At 64.0% G+C, this 14,808-nt stretch carries 13 protein-coding genes; 12 read left to right on the top strand and 1 reads right to left on the bottom strand.

What is annotated here, in order from left to right; genetic code table 11:
• The 8 genes from EN964_RS07865 to EN964_RS07830 all read left to right on the top strand — a co-directional run.
• The coding region (locus EN964_RS07865; RefSeq protein ID WP_164775758.1) for a branched-chain amino acid ABC transporter permease at window positions 1–915 on the top strand (915 nt) is incomplete at its 5' end.
• On the top strand, window positions 912–1,697 hold the full coding sequence (locus tag EN964_RS07860; protein WP_236382713.1) for an ABC transporter ATP-binding protein: 786 nt from the start codon (window positions 912–914) through the stop codon (window positions 1,695–1,697). The genes EN964_RS07865 and EN964_RS07860, both read left to right, overlap by 4 nt.
• On the top strand, window positions 1,690–2,391 hold the full coding sequence (locus EN964_RS07855; protein WP_127267118.1) for an ABC transporter ATP-binding protein: 702 nt from the start codon (window positions 1,690–1,692) through the stop codon (window positions 2,389–2,391). The genes EN964_RS07860 and EN964_RS07855 overlap by 8 nt, the downstream gene beginning before the upstream one ends.
• Window positions 2,392–2,594: 203 nt before the next feature.
• Window positions 2,595–3,899 (top strand): NAD(P)/FAD-dependent oxidoreductase, encoded by a 1,305-nt coding sequence (locus EN964_RS07850; RefSeq protein ID WP_127267117.1) that lies wholly within the window; start codon window positions 2,595–2,597, stop codon window positions 3,897–3,899.
• Window positions 3,900–3,910: 11 nt separating this feature from the next.
• The gene (locus tag EN964_RS07845; RefSeq protein ID WP_127267116.1) at window positions 3,911–4,327 is read left to right on the top strand and encodes a RidA family protein; all 417 of its coding nucleotides are present in this window, start codon (window positions 3,911–3,913) and stop codon (window positions 4,325–4,327) included.
• Between the two features lie 4 nt (window positions 4,328–4,331).
• Entirely contained in the window at window positions 4,332–5,006 is a 675-nt protein-coding gene (locus EN964_RS07840; RefSeq protein ID WP_127267115.1) for a DUF1028 domain-containing protein, read from the top strand.
• A gap of 21 nt (window positions 5,007–5,027) precedes the next feature.
• Window positions 5,028–6,518, top strand: a complete 1,491-nt coding sequence (locus EN964_RS07835; RefSeq protein ID WP_127267114.1) for an aldehyde dehydrogenase — start codon at window positions 5,028–5,030, stop codon at window positions 6,516–6,518.
• Window positions 6,519–6,669: 151 nt separating this feature from the next.
• On the top strand, window positions 6,670–7,626 hold the full coding sequence (locus EN964_RS07830; protein ID WP_127267113.1) for a LysR family transcriptional regulator: 957 nt from the start codon (window positions 6,670–6,672) through the stop codon (window positions 7,624–7,626).
• A 6-nt stretch (window positions 7,627–7,632) separates the two neighbouring features.
• Here EN964_RS07830 and argE read toward each other — a convergent pair whose 3' ends face one another.
• Window positions 7,633–8,793 (bottom strand): acetylornithine deacetylase, encoded by a 1,161-nt coding sequence (gene argE / locus EN964_RS07825; protein ID WP_127267112.1) that lies wholly within the window; start codon window positions 8,791–8,793, stop codon window positions 7,633–7,635.
• Between the two features lie 280 nt (window positions 8,794–9,073).
• Between argE and EN964_RS07820 the strand changes: the two genes are divergently transcribed.
• The 4 genes from EN964_RS07820 to EN964_RS07805 all read left to right on the top strand — a co-directional run bounded on the left by EN964_RS07820 (window position 9,074) and on the right by EN964_RS07805 (window position 14,742).
• Window positions 9,074–11,143, top strand: coding sequence for an NAD(P)-binding protein (locus EN964_RS07820; protein ID WP_127272282.1), 2,070 nt, complete (start codon window positions 9,074–9,076; stop codon window positions 11,141–11,143).
• A gap of 82 nt (window positions 11,144–11,225) precedes the next feature.
• Window positions 11,226–11,828, top strand: a complete 603-nt coding sequence (locus tag EN964_RS07815; protein WP_127267110.1) for an ANTAR domain-containing response regulator — start codon at window positions 11,226–11,228, stop codon at window positions 11,826–11,828.
• A 2-nt stretch (window positions 11,829–11,830) separates the two neighbouring features.
• Complete coding sequence (locus tag EN964_RS07810; RefSeq protein WP_164748886.1) at window positions 11,831–13,069, top strand: CmpA/NrtA family ABC transporter substrate-binding protein; 1,239 nt, start codon at window positions 11,831–11,833, stop codon at window positions 13,067–13,069.
• A gap of 356 nt (window positions 13,070–13,425) precedes the next feature.
• Window positions 13,426–14,742, top strand: a complete 1,317-nt coding sequence (locus EN964_RS07805; RefSeq protein ID WP_127276282.1) for a CmpA/NrtA family ABC transporter substrate-binding protein — start codon at window positions 13,426–13,428, stop codon at window positions 14,740–14,742.
• Window positions 14,743–14,808: the final 66 nt, after the last annotated feature.

Genomic DNA, 14,808 nt, shown 5'->3' with positions numbered 1-14,808 from the left:
TTTCCGTTCTTCGTCGGATCCAACACCTATATCCTCCATCTGCTGATCGTCGCCGAGCTTTATGCGGTGCTGGCGCTGGCGCTCAATTTCCAGCTCGGCAGCGCCAACATCCCGAACTTCGCCACCGGCGCTTCCTACGGCATCGGCGCCTACGTGTCGGCGCTGCTGGCGATCAATTTCGGCGTCAGCTTCTGGCTGACGCTGCCGGTCGCGGCGCTGGCGGCGACCCTGTTCGGTTTCATCATCGGCATCCCGTCGATGCGCACGCGCGACACTTATCTGGCGCTTGTCACCATCGCCTTCGGTGTCGTGGTCCAGCAATTGCTGAACAATTTCAGCTGGACCGGCGGACCCAACGGACTGGTCGGCATTCCGGCGCCCAGCCTGTTCGGCCATTCCTTTGCCGATCCGCTGGTGATCTTCTGCTGGAAGCTGCCGAGCCAGGCGAATTTCTATTATTTGTCGGCCGCACTGGTCGTCGTCGCCATCGTCACCGCGCATCGGCTGCACGGTTCGCGCATCGGTCTGGCCTGGAATGCGCTGCGCGCCGACGAGATCGCCGCCAAGGCGCAAGGCATCAATGTGGCGTGGTTCAAGGTTCTGGCCTTCGCCGTCGACGCCTTTCTCGCCGCCTTCGCCGGCACGATCTACGCCTTCTACGTCTCCTACATTTCTCCCGACAATTTCACCTTCCTGGTCTCCGTCACCATCATGACCATGGTCATCGTCGGCGGCATGGACAATATTTTCGGTGTCATCGTCGGTGCGTTCCTGCTGACCATCCTGCCGGAGAAATTGCGCGCGTTCGCCGACTACCGCCTGCTGTTCTTCGGCGTCGTCATCATCGGCTTCCTGATGATCCGGCCGCAAGGTCTGTTCCCGCAACGCATGCGGCGCTACGGAGGCGGACTGTGAGCGCGCTTCTCAAGGTCGAGAATTTGACGATGCGCTTCGGCGGCCTGGTCGCGCTCAACGATGTCAGCCTGTCGATCGACAAGGGCGCGGTGCTCGCCGTCATCGGCCCGAACGGCGCCGGCAAGTCGACGCTGTTCAATGTCGTGACCGGCGTCTACCGGCCAACCTCCGGTCGCGTGACCTTCGACGGCGCCGAGATCACCGGCCGCCCGTCCTACGAAGTTGTCGACCGCGGCATCGCCCGCACATTCCAGTCGTCGCGTCTGTTCTCCGACCTCAGTGTCCTCGACAACGTCATCATCGGCATGCACACCCGCACCAGGACCGGCGTGCTGACCGCGCTGTTTCGGCCCGGCGCGTCGCGCCGTGAGATGGCGGCCTGCGTGGAAAAGGCCGAAACCCTGCTCAAGCTCGGCTCCGGCGACCTGTTCGAACAACGCTACCGGCCAGCGGGCACGCTGGCGCAGGCCGACAGGCGACGGCTGGAAATTGCCCGCGCGCTCGCATCGCAGCCCAAGCTCTTGCTGCTCGACGAACCTTCGGTCGGCATGGACGACACGGAAACCGACGCACTGGTGGCCGACATCACGCGGCTGCGCGTACAAAACCCTGCTCTGTCGGTAGTTCTGATCGAGCACGACATGCGGGTGGTCGAAGCGTTCCCGCAGCATGTCACCTGCATCGACTATGGCAGCAAGATCGCCGAGGGCGACTTCGCGGCGGTGCGCGCCGACCCGCGCGTCCAGGAAGCCTATCTCGGGAAGGCGGTCGCCCATGCTTGAACTCAGGGATGTCGATACTTCCTATGGCGCGGTGCCGATGCTGCGCGGCGTGGCGATGAGCGTACGCCCCGGCGAACTGGTTTGCCTGCTCGGACCGAACGGCGCCGGCAAGACGACAACCTTCATGACAGTCTGCGGTGTCGTGCGAGCGCAGCGCGGCAAGGTCGAGGTGATGGGCAGGGACATGGCGACGCTCGGCACGGAAAACCTGGCGTCGCTCGGCGTCGGGCTCGTTCCCGAAGGGCGCCGGCTGTTCCCCGGCCTGACCGTGATGGAGAATTTGCGCCTGGGCTATGATGCGGTGTCGGCCAGGGGGCCCAATTTCGCGGTGCAACTGGACAAGATGTGCAAGCTTTTTCCGCGCATCCATGAGCGTTTGCGCCAAGTCGCCGGCACGCTGTCCGGCGGCGAACAGGCGATGGTGGCGCTGGCGCGCGCGCTGATCGGCGAACCCAGACTGGTGATCATGGACGAGCCGTCGCTCGGCCTCTCGCCAAAACTCATCGGCGAGTATTTCGAGATCACAAGGGAAATCCATCGCCAAGGCACGACCATCCTGTTGATCGAACAGAATGCCGAAATGGGGCTGGGCATCGCCGATCGCGGCTATGTGCTGGTCAAGGGTAAGGTCGCCCAGGAGGGGCCGGCAAAGGAGTTGCTCTCGTCCAAGGCGGCCAGAAGCCTTTATCTCTGAGCCGTCCGTTTCTTCTGACTCAACAGTGATGATCCACGCCCCGCGCTCCACATCTTCGGCCATGCTTCCCGGCATTTAGGGACAAGCTAACCACTGCCACATGAAATCATAATTTTCGCTGCCCGGTGCCTCCAGTAAACCAACGATCAGATCTCCGCCGCATCCGCAGACACTCCCGGGGAGAGCCAGAAAGGGCCGCTGAAATGCCAGTCGAAACGGTAGACACGCTTGTTGTTGGCGGCGGCCAGGCGGGGCTGGCCATGAGCGAGCATCTGAGCAAGTGCGGGGTGCCGCATCTCGTGCTCGAGCGAAGCCGCATCGCCGAACGCTGGCGTACCGAAAGATGGGACTCGCTGGTTGCCAATGGTCCCGCCTGGCATGATCGTTTTCCCGGCATGGAATTTCCGGATGCCGGTCCCGACGCCTTTGTCGGCAAGGAGAAGGTCGCCGACTATTTTGTCGCTTACGCCGGCATGATCGCTGCCCCCATCCGCTGCGGCGTGGAGGTCAGGAGCGTGGAAAGGCTTGTCGGCCGTCCCGGCTTCCGGGTCGAAACCTCGGATGGCGTGATCGAGGCCAGGAGCGTGGTTGCCGCTACCGGGGCTTTCCAGCATCCGGTCATTCCGGCGGTTGTCCCCGGGGATGCCGGAGCGATGCAGATCCATTCCAGCGCCTATCGCAATCCGGGCCAGTTGCCCGAAGGTGCGGTGCTGGTGGTCGGCTCCGGGTCCTCGGGGGTGCAGATCGCCGACGAACTCCAGCGCGCGGGACGGCGCGTCTACCTCTCGGTCGGGCCGCATGATCGGCCGCCGCGGGCCTATCGCGAGCGTGACTTCTGCTGGTGGCTGGGGGTTTTGGGCAAATGGGACGCTCAAGCGCCGGCGCCTGGCACCGAACACGTCACCATCGCGGTGAGCGGCGCGCGGGGCGGCCAGACGATCGACTTCCGGCGTCTTGCCGCGCAAGGGATAATGCTGGTTGGCCGGACTGAATCCTACAAGGACGGGGTTCTGACCTTCGCGTCGGACTTGGCTAAAAATATCGCGCGCGGCGATGCGAACTACATGTCGGTGCTGGACGAGGCCGACGCCTATGTCGCTCGCAACGGCCTCGACCTTCCAGAGGAGCCTGCGGCCCGCGAGATCGGACCGGACCCGCAATGCATGACCGATCCCATTCTCGAGCTGAACCTGGCGGAAGCCGGGATAGGTTCGATCATCTGGGCAACGGGTTTCACCGTCGATTACAACTGGCTGAAGGTCGATGTGTTTGACGAAAAGGGCAAGCCGAAGCACCAGCGCGGCGTGTCGACCGAGCCGGGAATCTATTTCCTGGGACTGCCGTGGCAATCGCGGCGGGGGTCGAGCTTCATCTGGGGCGTCTGGCACGACGCCCAGCATGTGGCGGACCATATCTCCACGCAGCGCAAGTACCTGGCCTACCATGCGTCCGCGAAGCGCGAGACCAAAGTGGCATGGAAACGGACGTCCCGACCTCGAGCCGACTGACGGAGACCAAGATGGCCCATACAAGAATTCGCAAGTTCAACACCAAGGACACCTATCCCGAGCAGAAGCTCGACAATGATCTGTGCCAGGCGGTCGTTACGCGGGGCGGCAGGACCGTCTATCTGCGCGGCCAATGCCCGCAGGACCTCGACACGGCCAAGAATATCGAAAGCCATGATCCGGTCGAACAGACGCACAAGGTCATGCAGAACATCCGCCAGCTGATCGAGGAGTGCGGCGGCACCATGGAGCATTTGGTCAAGGTGGTGGTCTACATTACCGATGTCCGCTATCGCGAGGCGGTCTACCGCACCATGGGCGAGTATATCAAAGGCGTGCATCCCGTCTCGACCGGCCTTGTCGTGCAGGCCCTGGCGCGGCCGGACTGGCTGGTCGAGATCGACGGCACCGCAGTTATCCCGGATTAAAGTCATGACATTCTCCATCGTCGCGCGGTGCAGCCGCACCGGCATGTTCGGGGTCGCGGTGTCCTCCTCGTCGCCTGCTGTGGCGGCGCGCTGCGCCTATGCGCAGGCGGGCGCCGGCGCCGTTGCCAGTCAGAACGTCACCGATCCTACGCTGGGACTGCGCGGTCTCGAATTGCTGGCGCGCGGCGCGTCGGCGGCAGAGGCGATTGTCATATTGAAGCGCACCGGTGCCTATCCCGAATACCGGCAGGTGCTGGCTGTCGATGCCGCCGGGACGACCGCTATCCACTCAGGGCCCAAGGCGCTTGGCATCTGGGCGGAGGCGCGTGCGGACAATGTCGCCTGCGGCGGCAACATGCTGGCCCATGACGGCGTTCCGCAAGCCATGGTCGAGGCTTTCCTGGCGTCGGAAGGGCATCTCGGCGACCGCCTCATCGCGACCATGCGCGCCGCGCTGAAAGCGGGCGGCGAGGCCGGCCCGGTCCATTCGGCTGGCATGAAGCTGGTGCGCGAGGTTGCGTGGCCGGTCGCCGATCTGCGCTGCGACTGGACCGACGACTGCCCGATCGAGCAACTGGCGACGCTGTGGGAACTCTACAAGCCACAGCTCGATGCCTATGTGACCCGTGCCATAAACCCATCCGATGCGCCGAGCTACGGCGTGCCGGGCGACGAATAGTCAAGACAGGGGTCGCCTGCGATGAGCGAACTCAGCCACAAGGACTGGATCGGCAAGGCGTCGGCGATCCGTTTTCGCGACAAGGCGTTCATCGACGGCAAGACGGTTGCGGCGCGTTCGGGCCGGACTTTTGCCAGCGTCAATCCGGCAACCGGCGAGGTGCTGGCCGAAGTGGCGTCCTGCGGTGAGGAAGACATCGATCTGGCGGTTGCCGCAGCGCGGCGCAGCTTCAACGCCGGCGTCTGGTCGCGGACCAGTCCGGCGCACCGTAAGGAGGTGCTGCTGCGGCTGGCGCAATTGCTGCGCGAAAACCTGCATGAACTGGCTCTGCTGGAATCGCTCGACATGGGCAAACTGGTCAGGGATGCGGCCGCGGTCGACGTTCCCGGCTCGGCAGCGATCTTCCAATGGTATGGCGAGGCCATCGACAAGATCTATGGCGAAGTGGCGCCGACCGGCGAAGGTGATCTGGTGCTGGTGCGGCGCGAACCGCTTGGCGTGGTCGGCGCGGTGGTGCCGTGGAATTTCCCGCTCGACATGGCGACCTGGAAATGCGCGCCGGCACTGGCGGCAGGCAATTCGGTGGTGCTGAAACCCGCCGAGCAGTCGCCTTTGTCGGCCCTGCTTCTGGCGGAACTGGCAATGGAAGCGGGCCTGCCTGCAGGCGTGCTCAATGTCGTGCCCGGCCTTGGCGAAACCGCCGGCCAGGCGCTTGGCCGCCATATGGATGTGGATTGCCTCGCCTTCACCGGTTCGACCGCCGTGGGCAAGATGTTTCTGCAGTATTCCGGCCAGTCGAACATGAAGCAGGTCTGGCTGGAAACCGGCGGCAAGAGCCCGAACCTCATCTTTGCCGATTGCGGCGATCTTGACACGGCAGCCGACATGGCTGCCTTCGGCATCTTCTTCAACCAGGGCGAGGTCTGTTCCGCCAATTCACGCCTGCTCGTCCAGCGCGGCATCAAGGATGCCCTGATGGAGAAACTGGTGCAACGTGCGGCGGCCACGCAGCCCGGCGATCCGCTCGATCCGGCTTCGAAAATGGGCGCGATGGTCGATGCCCGCCACGCGGCCAATGTCATGCGGTTCGTCGAGGCCGGCAAGAAAAGCGCGCGCCTGGTCGCGGGCGGCGACCTGGTCACGGTCAATGGGCGCGGCAGCTTTGTCCAGCCGACCATCTTCGACGATGTCGCACCTGCCGATCCGATTGCTCGCGACGAGATCTTCGGGCCGGTGCTTTCGGTCATCGCCTTCGACGACGAGGCCGACGCGATCCGCATCGCCAATGACAGCCCCTATGGGCTGGCCGCATCGCTGTGGACCGACAGCCTGTCGCGCGCGCATCGTATCGCCGGCCGGCTGCATGCCGGCACGGTTTCCGTCAACACGGTCGACGCGCTGAGCCCGATGACGCCGTTCGGCGGTTTCAAGCAATCCGGCTTCGGCCGCGACCTGTCGCTGCATGCGCTCGACAAATACACCGCGCTCAAAACGACATGGATCAAATACTGATGGGCGCCTAAAGCGCATCGCGATTGAACGGATTCAAGCGATGCGCTTTAGGCCTTTGCTCTATGCATGTCATTTGCGCAAAACCGGGGCCACTTTTGCGCGACATGCATTAGGCTTGATCGAAGCCCTCAAACCAGCAACATAGCCAGCCATGCCGCTACGCTTCACGCTCAGACAGCTGGAATATTTCGTCGCCGTGGGCGAAGCCGGTTCCATCGCTAAGGCGGCCGAACAGGTCAATGTATCGCCGCCATCGATTTCGGCCTCGATCGCGCAGCTGGAAACCGAGTTCGGTGTCCAGCTGTTTGTCCGCAAGCATTCGCACGGCCTCTCGCTGACGGCCGGTGGCCGCATCTTCCTCAAGGAAGCCGCCCGGCTGCTCAACGATGCAGACGCCTTGCACGACGTCGCCGGCGACTTTGCCGAGAAGGTGCGCGGCCCGCTGGCGGTGGGATGCCTGCTGACCTTTGCGCAAATCGTGCTGCCGGCGCTGCGCATGCGGTTCGAACGCGCCTATCCCGATGTGCGCGTGCGCCAGTTCGAGCGCAATCAGGGGCAATTGCTCGAGATGCTGCAGCGCGGTGAAATCGATCTTGCCCTGACCTACGATCTCGAACTGTCGCAGGACATGACCTTCGAGCCGCTGATGCTGGTGCCGGCCTATGTCATGCTGCCGGCGGGGCATCGCTTTGCGGCAAAGGCGTCGATCACGACGGAGGAATTGGCCGACGAGCCGATGGTGCTGCTCGACCTGCCGTTCAGCCGCGAATATTTCCTTTCGGCATTCCACCAGCGCGGGATCCGCCCCAACATTGCCGAGCGCACCGGCGACATCGCCGTCATGCGTTCCATGGTGGCCAACGGCTTCGGCTACGGCATCGCCAATATGCGGCCGCTCAACACGCTGGCGCCGGACGGCAAGCCGCTGGTCTTCGTGCCGCTGGACGGCGATCTGCGGCCGCTGACCATGGGCGTCGCCTTGCCCAGTTCCGAACACCGCACGCAAACCGTCCAGGCCTTCATCGACCACTGCCGGCATTTCGTCGTCGAGCAAGGCGTGTTCGGCGCCGAGCGGGCTGTCGGCCAGGCAGCACTTCCACAGAAGTAGCCCCGGTTAAGCCAACTGCTGGTCGGCAAGCCGCTGCAGCAATTTTTCCAGCATGCCATCGCAACGGCGCATCTGCTCGACGCTGACGAACTCATCCGGCTTGTGTCCCTGCGCCATCGATCCCGGTCCGCACACGACCGTCGGCGTGCCGAGATCGCGGTTGAACAGGCCGCCCTCCGTGCCGTAGGCAACCTTGATGGTGTTGTTGGCGCCGGTCAGCGATTTGATGAAAGCGACGGCTTGCGAACTGACCGGCGTGTCCAGGCCGGGATAGGTGTTGGTGATGTCGATGTCGATTGCCGCCTCGAGCGCGATAGCCGAGGCTTCGGTGGCAATGCGCGCGGCCTCCACGCGCAGACGCTCGAGAATCTCATGCGGGTCGTCGGCCGCGACATTGCGGATCTCGAAGTCGACCTGGCAGAGGTTCGGCACGATGTTCAGCGCCACGCCGGCGTTGATCTTGCCGACATGGACGGTTGTGTAGGCAATGTCGTAGTCGCCGTCGCGGGCGCCATCGCGCACCAGCCGGTCCTGTTCGCGGCGCAAGGCGGCGACGAAATCGCAGCCGAGATGGATGGCGTTGAGCGCCAGCGGGGCCATCGCCGAATGGCCCTCGCGTCCCTTGCAAAGCGCGCGTGCGGCAAGCTTGCCCTTGTGGCCCGTCGCCACCTGCATATCGGTCGGCTCGCCGACAATGCATAGCAACGGCCGCTGCGGGGCTGCTTGCAGCATGTCGATCAGGCTTCGCACACCAATGCAGCCGATCTCCTCGTCGTAGGAGAGCGCCAAATGCAGCGGCGTGCGCAGCGTCATTTTCGAGGCTTTAAGGCACGCCGCGAGCGCGCAGGCCACAAAACCCTTCATGTCGGCTGTGCCACGTCCGTAAAGCTTGCCGTCTCGGCTCGTCATCTCGAAGGGCGGCAGCGTCCAGGCCTGGCCGTCGACGGGGACGACGTCGGTGTGGCCGGACAGCATGATGCCGGAAGCGTCGGCCGGTCCGATGGTGGCAAACAAATTGGCCTTGTGGCCGTCCTCGCTGTGGATGATCCGGCTGTCAATGCCATGCGCGTCCAGCAGCTCCGCCACGTAGCCGACGAGGGCGAGGTTCGAATCGCGGCTCACCGTCGGGAACGCGATCAGTTTTTCAAGGATCTGGATGCTGTCCATGCGTCTTGTGTCTCATTGGGCGTGCGCGCTATCTAACATCGCGCGGCGGCGGCCTTGAAGTCGCATTTGGCTCAGCCGGGATTCATCGGATGCTAATCCAGGCAGTGCTGCCGATTAGGCGCGTCCTAACCGGCACAGAAGAAATCTGTTGTTTCCCGGCGCTTGCCGCAATTTATGAATGGTCTCACGGCATCAACCCACTGGGCTGGCCGGCTTGCGCCACGGCTCGAAACCATGATCGGGCATGCTGCAAGGCGACGCTGGCAGGAAGGCACGTTCCATGCGCGATCCGCGCTACGACATTCTGTTCGAGCCCGTAAAGATCGGTCCGGTGACCGCCAAGAACCGCTTCTATCAGGTTCCGCATTGCAATGGCGGCGGCTATCGCGATCCTTCGGCCGCGGCCGAGATGCGCCGCATCAAGTCGGAAGGCGGCTGGGGCGTCATCTTCACCGAGCAGACCGAGATGCACCACACATCGGAGATCACGCCCTTCATCGAGCTCAGGCTGTGGGACGACGCCGATATCCCGGCGCTGGCGAAGATGGCAGAGGCCATGCACCAGCATGGCGCGCTGGCCGGCATCCAGTTGGCCTATTCGGGCATCAACGGTCCCAACCTCTACACCAAGGAGGTACCGCGCGGACCGTCGGCCCTGCCGATCCGAACCTTCACCAACGATCCGGTGCAGGCGCGCGCCATGGACAAGCAGGATATTCGCGACCTGCGCCGCTGGCACCGCAATGCATTCAAGCGTGCCAGGCTTGCGGGCTTCGACCTGGTCTGCCTCTACGGCGCGCATGGCTTCGGCATCATCCAGCACTTCCTGTCCACCGCCACGAACCAGCGCAGCGACGAATATGGCGGCTCGCTGGAAAACCGCTCGCGGCTGATGCGTGAGCTGATCGAAGAGGGCAGGAACGCCATCGGCGACACGTGCGGCCTAACGCTGCGGCTGTCGCTGGACGAGATGATCGGCGAGCTTGGCTTCGGCAACTCCGAAGTGCGCGACATGATCGAGATGCATGCCGACCTGCCAGACCTCTGGGACCTGGCGCATGGCGCCTGGGAGGACTGTTCGGGGCCGTCGCGGTTCAAGGAGGAGGGCGCGCAGGAGAGCCTGGTGTCCGGCATCAAGATGCTGACCTCGAAGCCGGTCGTCGGCGTCGGTCGCTTCACCTCGCCGGATGTGATGGTGAAGATGATCAAGTCCGGCACGCTGGACTTCATTGGCTGCGCGCGGCCGTCGATTGCCGATCCCTTCCTGCCGAAGAAGGTGGAGGAGGGGCGGATCGAGGACATTCGCGAATGCATCGGCTGCAACATCTGCATCACCGGCGACATGACCATGTCGATCTCTCGTTGCACGCAGAACCCGACCTTCATGGAGGAGTGGCGCAAGGGCTGGCATCCCGAACGGATGCAGGCCAAGGGCGACAGCGACAGCGTGCTGATCGTCGGCGCCGGCCCGGCCGGGCTGGAAGCGGCGCGTGCACTCGGCCTGCGCGGCTACCAGGTGGCCATCGCCGAAGCGGGAACCGAACTCGGCGGCCGCGTGGCGCGCGAGTGCCGCTTGCCCGGTCTCTCGGCATGGGGGCGTGTGCGCGACTATCGCCAGTACCAGATCAGCCAGATGTCCAATGTCGACGTCTATTTCGAAAGCCGGCTGTCGGCCGAGGAAATCCTCGCCTTCGGCTTCCAGAACATTGCCGTCGCCACCGGCTCGACATGGCGCCGCGATGGCGTGGCGCGCGCGCATGTCGTGCCGATGCCGGTGGACCCGGCCATGCCGGTCTACACGCCGGACGATTTGATGGGCGGCAATATACCGACCGGCACTGTCGTGCTGTTCGACGACGATCACTATTACATGGGCGGTGTCCTGGCCGAGCTGATGGCGCGGCAGGGTGCGAAGGTGACGCTGGTGACGCCGTCGGCCTATGTGTCCGACTGGACCCGCAACACGCTGGAGCAGGGCGCCATCCATCGCCGGCTGGCCGAACTCGGCGTCGAGATCGTGCTGAATCGGACTGTGACCCGCATCGTGGCGGGTGGGGTTGCCACTGCGTGCGCCTATACGGGCAGCCAACGCGACTTCGCCGCGGACGCCGTCGTGCTCGTGACGTCGCGCCAACAGGACGATGGCGTCTGGTGCGAACTGAAGGCGCGGCGAGATCAATGGGCCGATAGCGGCATCCGCTCGATCAAAATCATCGGCGATGCCGGGGCGCCGGGTCCGATCGCCTGGGCAACCTACGCCGGCCACCGTTTCGCCCGCGAGCTGGACGAAGCCGATATCGGCGACGCACTGCCCTTCCGCCGCGAGGTCACGGCGTTGGCGGCGGATTAGACGCCGGCGGCCCGGTCAGCGAATATCGGGTTGTTCAACCATACTGCATTGCACAATTCCTTCGCTTGGTCACAATGCAGGCATGGTTCGAACCGCACTCGCCGTCCTGGTGATCGATGAAAACCGCATCCGCGCCGCGATCATCGAGGCGGGATTGCGCGAGGCCGGCCATGAGCGAGTCACCGTCATCCATGACGTGACCGGCATTGCGCGGCGGATCGCCGAGATCGAGCCCGATGTCATCGTCATCGATCTCGAGAATCCGAACCGCGACATGCTGGAAAACATGTTCCAGCTGTCGCGCGCCGTGAAACGGCCGATCGCCATGTTCGTCGACCGCTCCGATCAGGCCTCGATCGAGGCGGCGGTCGATGCCGGCGTTTCGGCCTATGTCGTCGACGGTCTGCGGCAAGAGCGCGTCAAGCCGATCCTCGACATGGCGGTAAGCCGCTTCAACGCTTTTTCGCGCATGGCGCGCGAACTGGAAGAGGTTCGCGGCGAGCTAGAGAGCCGTAAGGTGATCGATCGTGCCAAGGGCATATTGATGAAGTCGCGCGGCCTCTCCGAAGAGGCGGCCTACACGCTGCTGCGCAAGACGGCGATGAACCAGAACCGCAAGATCGGCGACATCGCCCAGAGCCTGGTGACTGCCGCCGGGCTGCTGGGGCCGCCGGAGGACGAATGAGCATGACTGCTGCGCACCAGATCACCGCCGGTTTCATGCCGCTTTTCGACAGCGCCGTGCTGGTCGCGGCCGGGGAGCTTGGCTTTGCCGCACGAGAAGGCATCGACCTCACCCTACACCGCGAGACGTCCTGGGCCAACATCCGCGACCGCATCGCCATCGGTCACTTTCATCTCGCGCATATGCTGGGACCGATGCCGCTCGCCTGCAATCTCGGGCTGACGCCACTCGCTTCGGAAACCATCGTGCCGTTCTCGCTCGGGCTCGGCGGCAATTGCGTCACCGTCTCCAACACCGTCTGGGCCGGAATGGTGGCGCAGGGCGCCGAAGCCGATCTTGATCCGGCGCGCGCCGGTGCGGCGTTGCGCGCGCTCATTCGCGAGCGCGCTGCGGCCGGTGGCGACCCGCTGCGCTTCGCCGTGGTGCATCCGCATTCCGGGCACAATTACGAATTGCGCTATTGGCTCGCCGCCTGCGGCATCGATCCGGCGCGCGAAATCGAGATCGTCATCGTGCCGCCGCCCTTCATGGCGGATGCGCTGGCCACCGGCCGCATCGACGGGTACTGCGCAGGCGAACCCTGGAACAGTGCTGCGGTTGCCGCCGGCACCGGGCATATCGTCACCGTCAAGGCGCGGATATGGCGTAACAGCCCGGAGAAGGTAATCGGCGTACGCAAGGCGTGGGCAGACGAAAACCCCGAGGCACTGGCGGCGCTGCTGCGTGCGCTGCATCACTCGGCGCGCTGGTGCCAGGATCCGGCCAACCGTGGCGAATTGGCAGCTGTGATGGCGCAGGCCGGCTTTCTCGGTCTGCCGCCGGCCGTGCAGATGCCGATCCTGACCGGTCATCTCCGACTGGGCGGCGGCGCGGAGCGGACCATCGACGACTTCTTCCTCCCGTTCGACAAGGCAGCGAACTTTCCATGGAAGAGCCATGCGCTGTGGTTCTACACGCAGATGGTGCGCTGGGGGCACGTGGCGCACACGCCGGAAAACCTTGCCATCGCCCGCAACTGCTACCGGCCCGACCTCTACCGTTCGGCTCTGAAGCCGCTTGGTGTGGCGCTTCCCGGCGCCAATTCGAAAGTCGAGGGTGCGCTCCAAGTTGCCACCGCGGTCGGCGCGACAGGCGCCGGCCTTGTGCTCGGTCCGGACGGTTTCTTCGACGGCCAGATCTTCGATCCGGACGAGGTCGACGCCTACATTACCGGCCAGAAATCGGCTCGCGCGGAAGCCTGATCATTTCCGCGTCATTCTTGTGCATTGCACAAAAATTGTGCGCGCGATTGCCCGAATGAACAATCTTTGGCCTTCCGGCCATACGACCCGGTGCGTCCGCGATCGGCGCGGGTTGCTGATTTAATTGATCTTTTTCACCTCTCTCAAAACTGGCACGGTTCCTGCTTTGAAATAGACAGGCCCTTCGCGGGTCACGGAACAGGCGTCCAATGACGGGCGCCACAGGCAAAGCTGCCGCTCAGGTTAATGCGCGCTCCCGGTCACCCGGACGCGAAGACCTGGCTGGCGGCTTTTTTGTTTTGATCAACACGCAATCGACGACGCGGATCCCAAGCCGCGCCCAACCGGAGACGACGATGACGAAACGGATCAGGACTGGAACGACCCTCAAGGACATGACGCGCCGCGATTTTCTCGTCAGCAGCGCGATGACGGCCGGCCTGTTCGTGGCGGCCCGCAAGCTCTTCCCTTCCGGCGCCTATGCTGCGACCGCCACTCCGGAGGTCACCGGCGCCAAGCTCGGCTTCATTGCCCTCACCGATGCGGCACCGCTGATGATCGCCAAGGAGAAGGGGCTGTTCGCCAAGTTCGGCATGCCCGATGTCGAGGTGCTCAAGCAGGCCTCCTGGGGTGCGACACGCGACAATCTGATGCTCGGCGGCGCGGCCAACGGCATCGACGGCGCCCATATCCTGACGCCGCTGCCTTACCTCATGCACACGGGCAAGGTGACGCAGAACAACCAGCCGATGCCGATGGCGATCGTGGCGCGGCTCAACTACGACTGCCAAGGCATTTCGGTCGCCCAGGAATATGCCGGCACCGGTGTCGGTCTCGACGCCTCGAAGCTGAAAGATGCTTTTGCCGCCAAGAAGGCGGCCGGTAAGGAAATCAAGGCCGCCATGACCTTCCCGGGCGGCACGCATGATTTGTGGCTGCGCTACTGGCTGGCGGCCGGTGGCATCGATCCCGACAAGGACGTCTCGACCATCGTCGTGCCGCCGCCGCAGATGGTGGCCAACATGAAGGTCGGCAACATGGACGTGTTCTGCGTCGGCGAACCGTGGAACGAGCAGCTCGTCCATCAGGGCGTCGGCTTCACCGCCGCCACGACGGGCGAATTGTGGAAGGGCCATCCGGAAAAGGCGCTCGGCCTGCGTGCCGAATTCATCGAGAAATACCCGAACGCCACCAAGGCGATCCTGATGGCCGTCATGGAAGCCCAGCAATGGTGCGAGGCCGCTGAGAACAAGGACGAGATGGCCGCCATCATCGGCAAGCGGCAATGGATGAACGTGCCCGTCGCCGACATCATCGGCCGCCTCAAGGGCGACATCAACTACGGCAATGGCCGCGTCGCCAACGGCACCGATCTCTCCATGAAGTTCTGGAAGGGCGGCGTCTCCTATCCTTTCAAGAGCCACGACACGTGGTTCCTCGCCGAGAACATCCGCTGGGGCAAGTTCGCGCCGACCACCGACATCAAGGCGCTGGTCGATCAGGTCAACCGCGAGGATTTGTGGCGCGAAGCGGCCAAGGATCTCGGCGTTGCGGCTGCCGACGTTCCGGCGTCGTCGTCGCGCGGCGTCGAGACCTTCTTCGACGGCAAGATCTTCGATCCGGCCAACCCGTCCGCCTATCTCGATAGCCTGAAGATCAAGGCATCGGCCTGAACCCCTGCGCAAACGGCGCATTGCGCCGTTTGTCGCTCGAATTATCTGCCCCACGGAGTTTTCCCC

This window comes from Mesorhizobium sp. M7A.F.Ca.CA.001.10.2.1, from assembly GCF_003998575.1.
Taxonomy (GTDB): domain Bacteria; phylum Pseudomonadota; class Alphaproteobacteria; order Rhizobiales; family Rhizobiaceae; genus Mesorhizobium.
This window is presented reverse-complemented; position numbering and strand designations above follow the sequence as displayed.

Bases quoted from the DNA above. Each gene is read 5' to 3' on its own strand.
- argE (WP_127267112.1), bottom strand. From the start codon at position 8,793: ATGGACAGCATCCAGATCCTTGAAAAACTGATCGCGTTCCCGACGGTG.
- EN964_RS07850 (WP_127267117.1), top strand. From the start codon at position 2,595: ATGCCAGTCGAAACGGTAGACACGCTTGTTGTTGGCGGCGGCCAGGCG.
- EN964_RS07820 (WP_127272282.1), top strand. From the start codon at position 9,074: ATGCGCGATCCGCGCTACGACATTCTGTTCGAGCCCGTAAAGATCGGT.
- EN964_RS07810 (WP_164748886.1), top strand. From the start codon at position 11,831: ATGACTGCTGCGCACCAGATCACCGCCGGTTTCATGCCGCTTTTCGAC.
- EN964_RS07830 (WP_127267113.1), top strand. From the start codon at position 6,670: ATGCCGCTACGCTTCACGCTCAGACAGCTGGAATATTTCGTCGCCGTG.
- EN964_RS07805 (WP_127276282.1), top strand. From the start codon at position 13,426: ATGACGAAACGGATCAGGACTGGAACGACCCTCAAGGACATGACGCGC.
- EN964_RS07835 (WP_127267114.1), top strand. From the start codon at position 5,028: ATGAGCGAACTCAGCCACAAGGACTGGATCGGCAAGGCGTCGGCGATC.
- EN964_RS07855 (WP_127267118.1), top strand. From the start codon at position 1,690: ATGCTTGAACTCAGGGATGTCGATACTTCCTATGGCGCGGTGCCGATG.
- EN964_RS07845 (WP_127267116.1), top strand. From the start codon at position 3,911: ATGGCCCATACAAGAATTCGCAAGTTCAACACCAAGGACACCTATCCC.
- EN964_RS07840 (WP_127267115.1), top strand. From the start codon at position 4,332: ATGACATTCTCCATCGTCGCGCGGTGCAGCCGCACCGGCATGTTCGGG.
- EN964_RS07815 (WP_127267110.1), top strand. From the start codon at position 11,226: ATGGTTCGAACCGCACTCGCCGTCCTGGTGATCGATGAAAACCGCATC.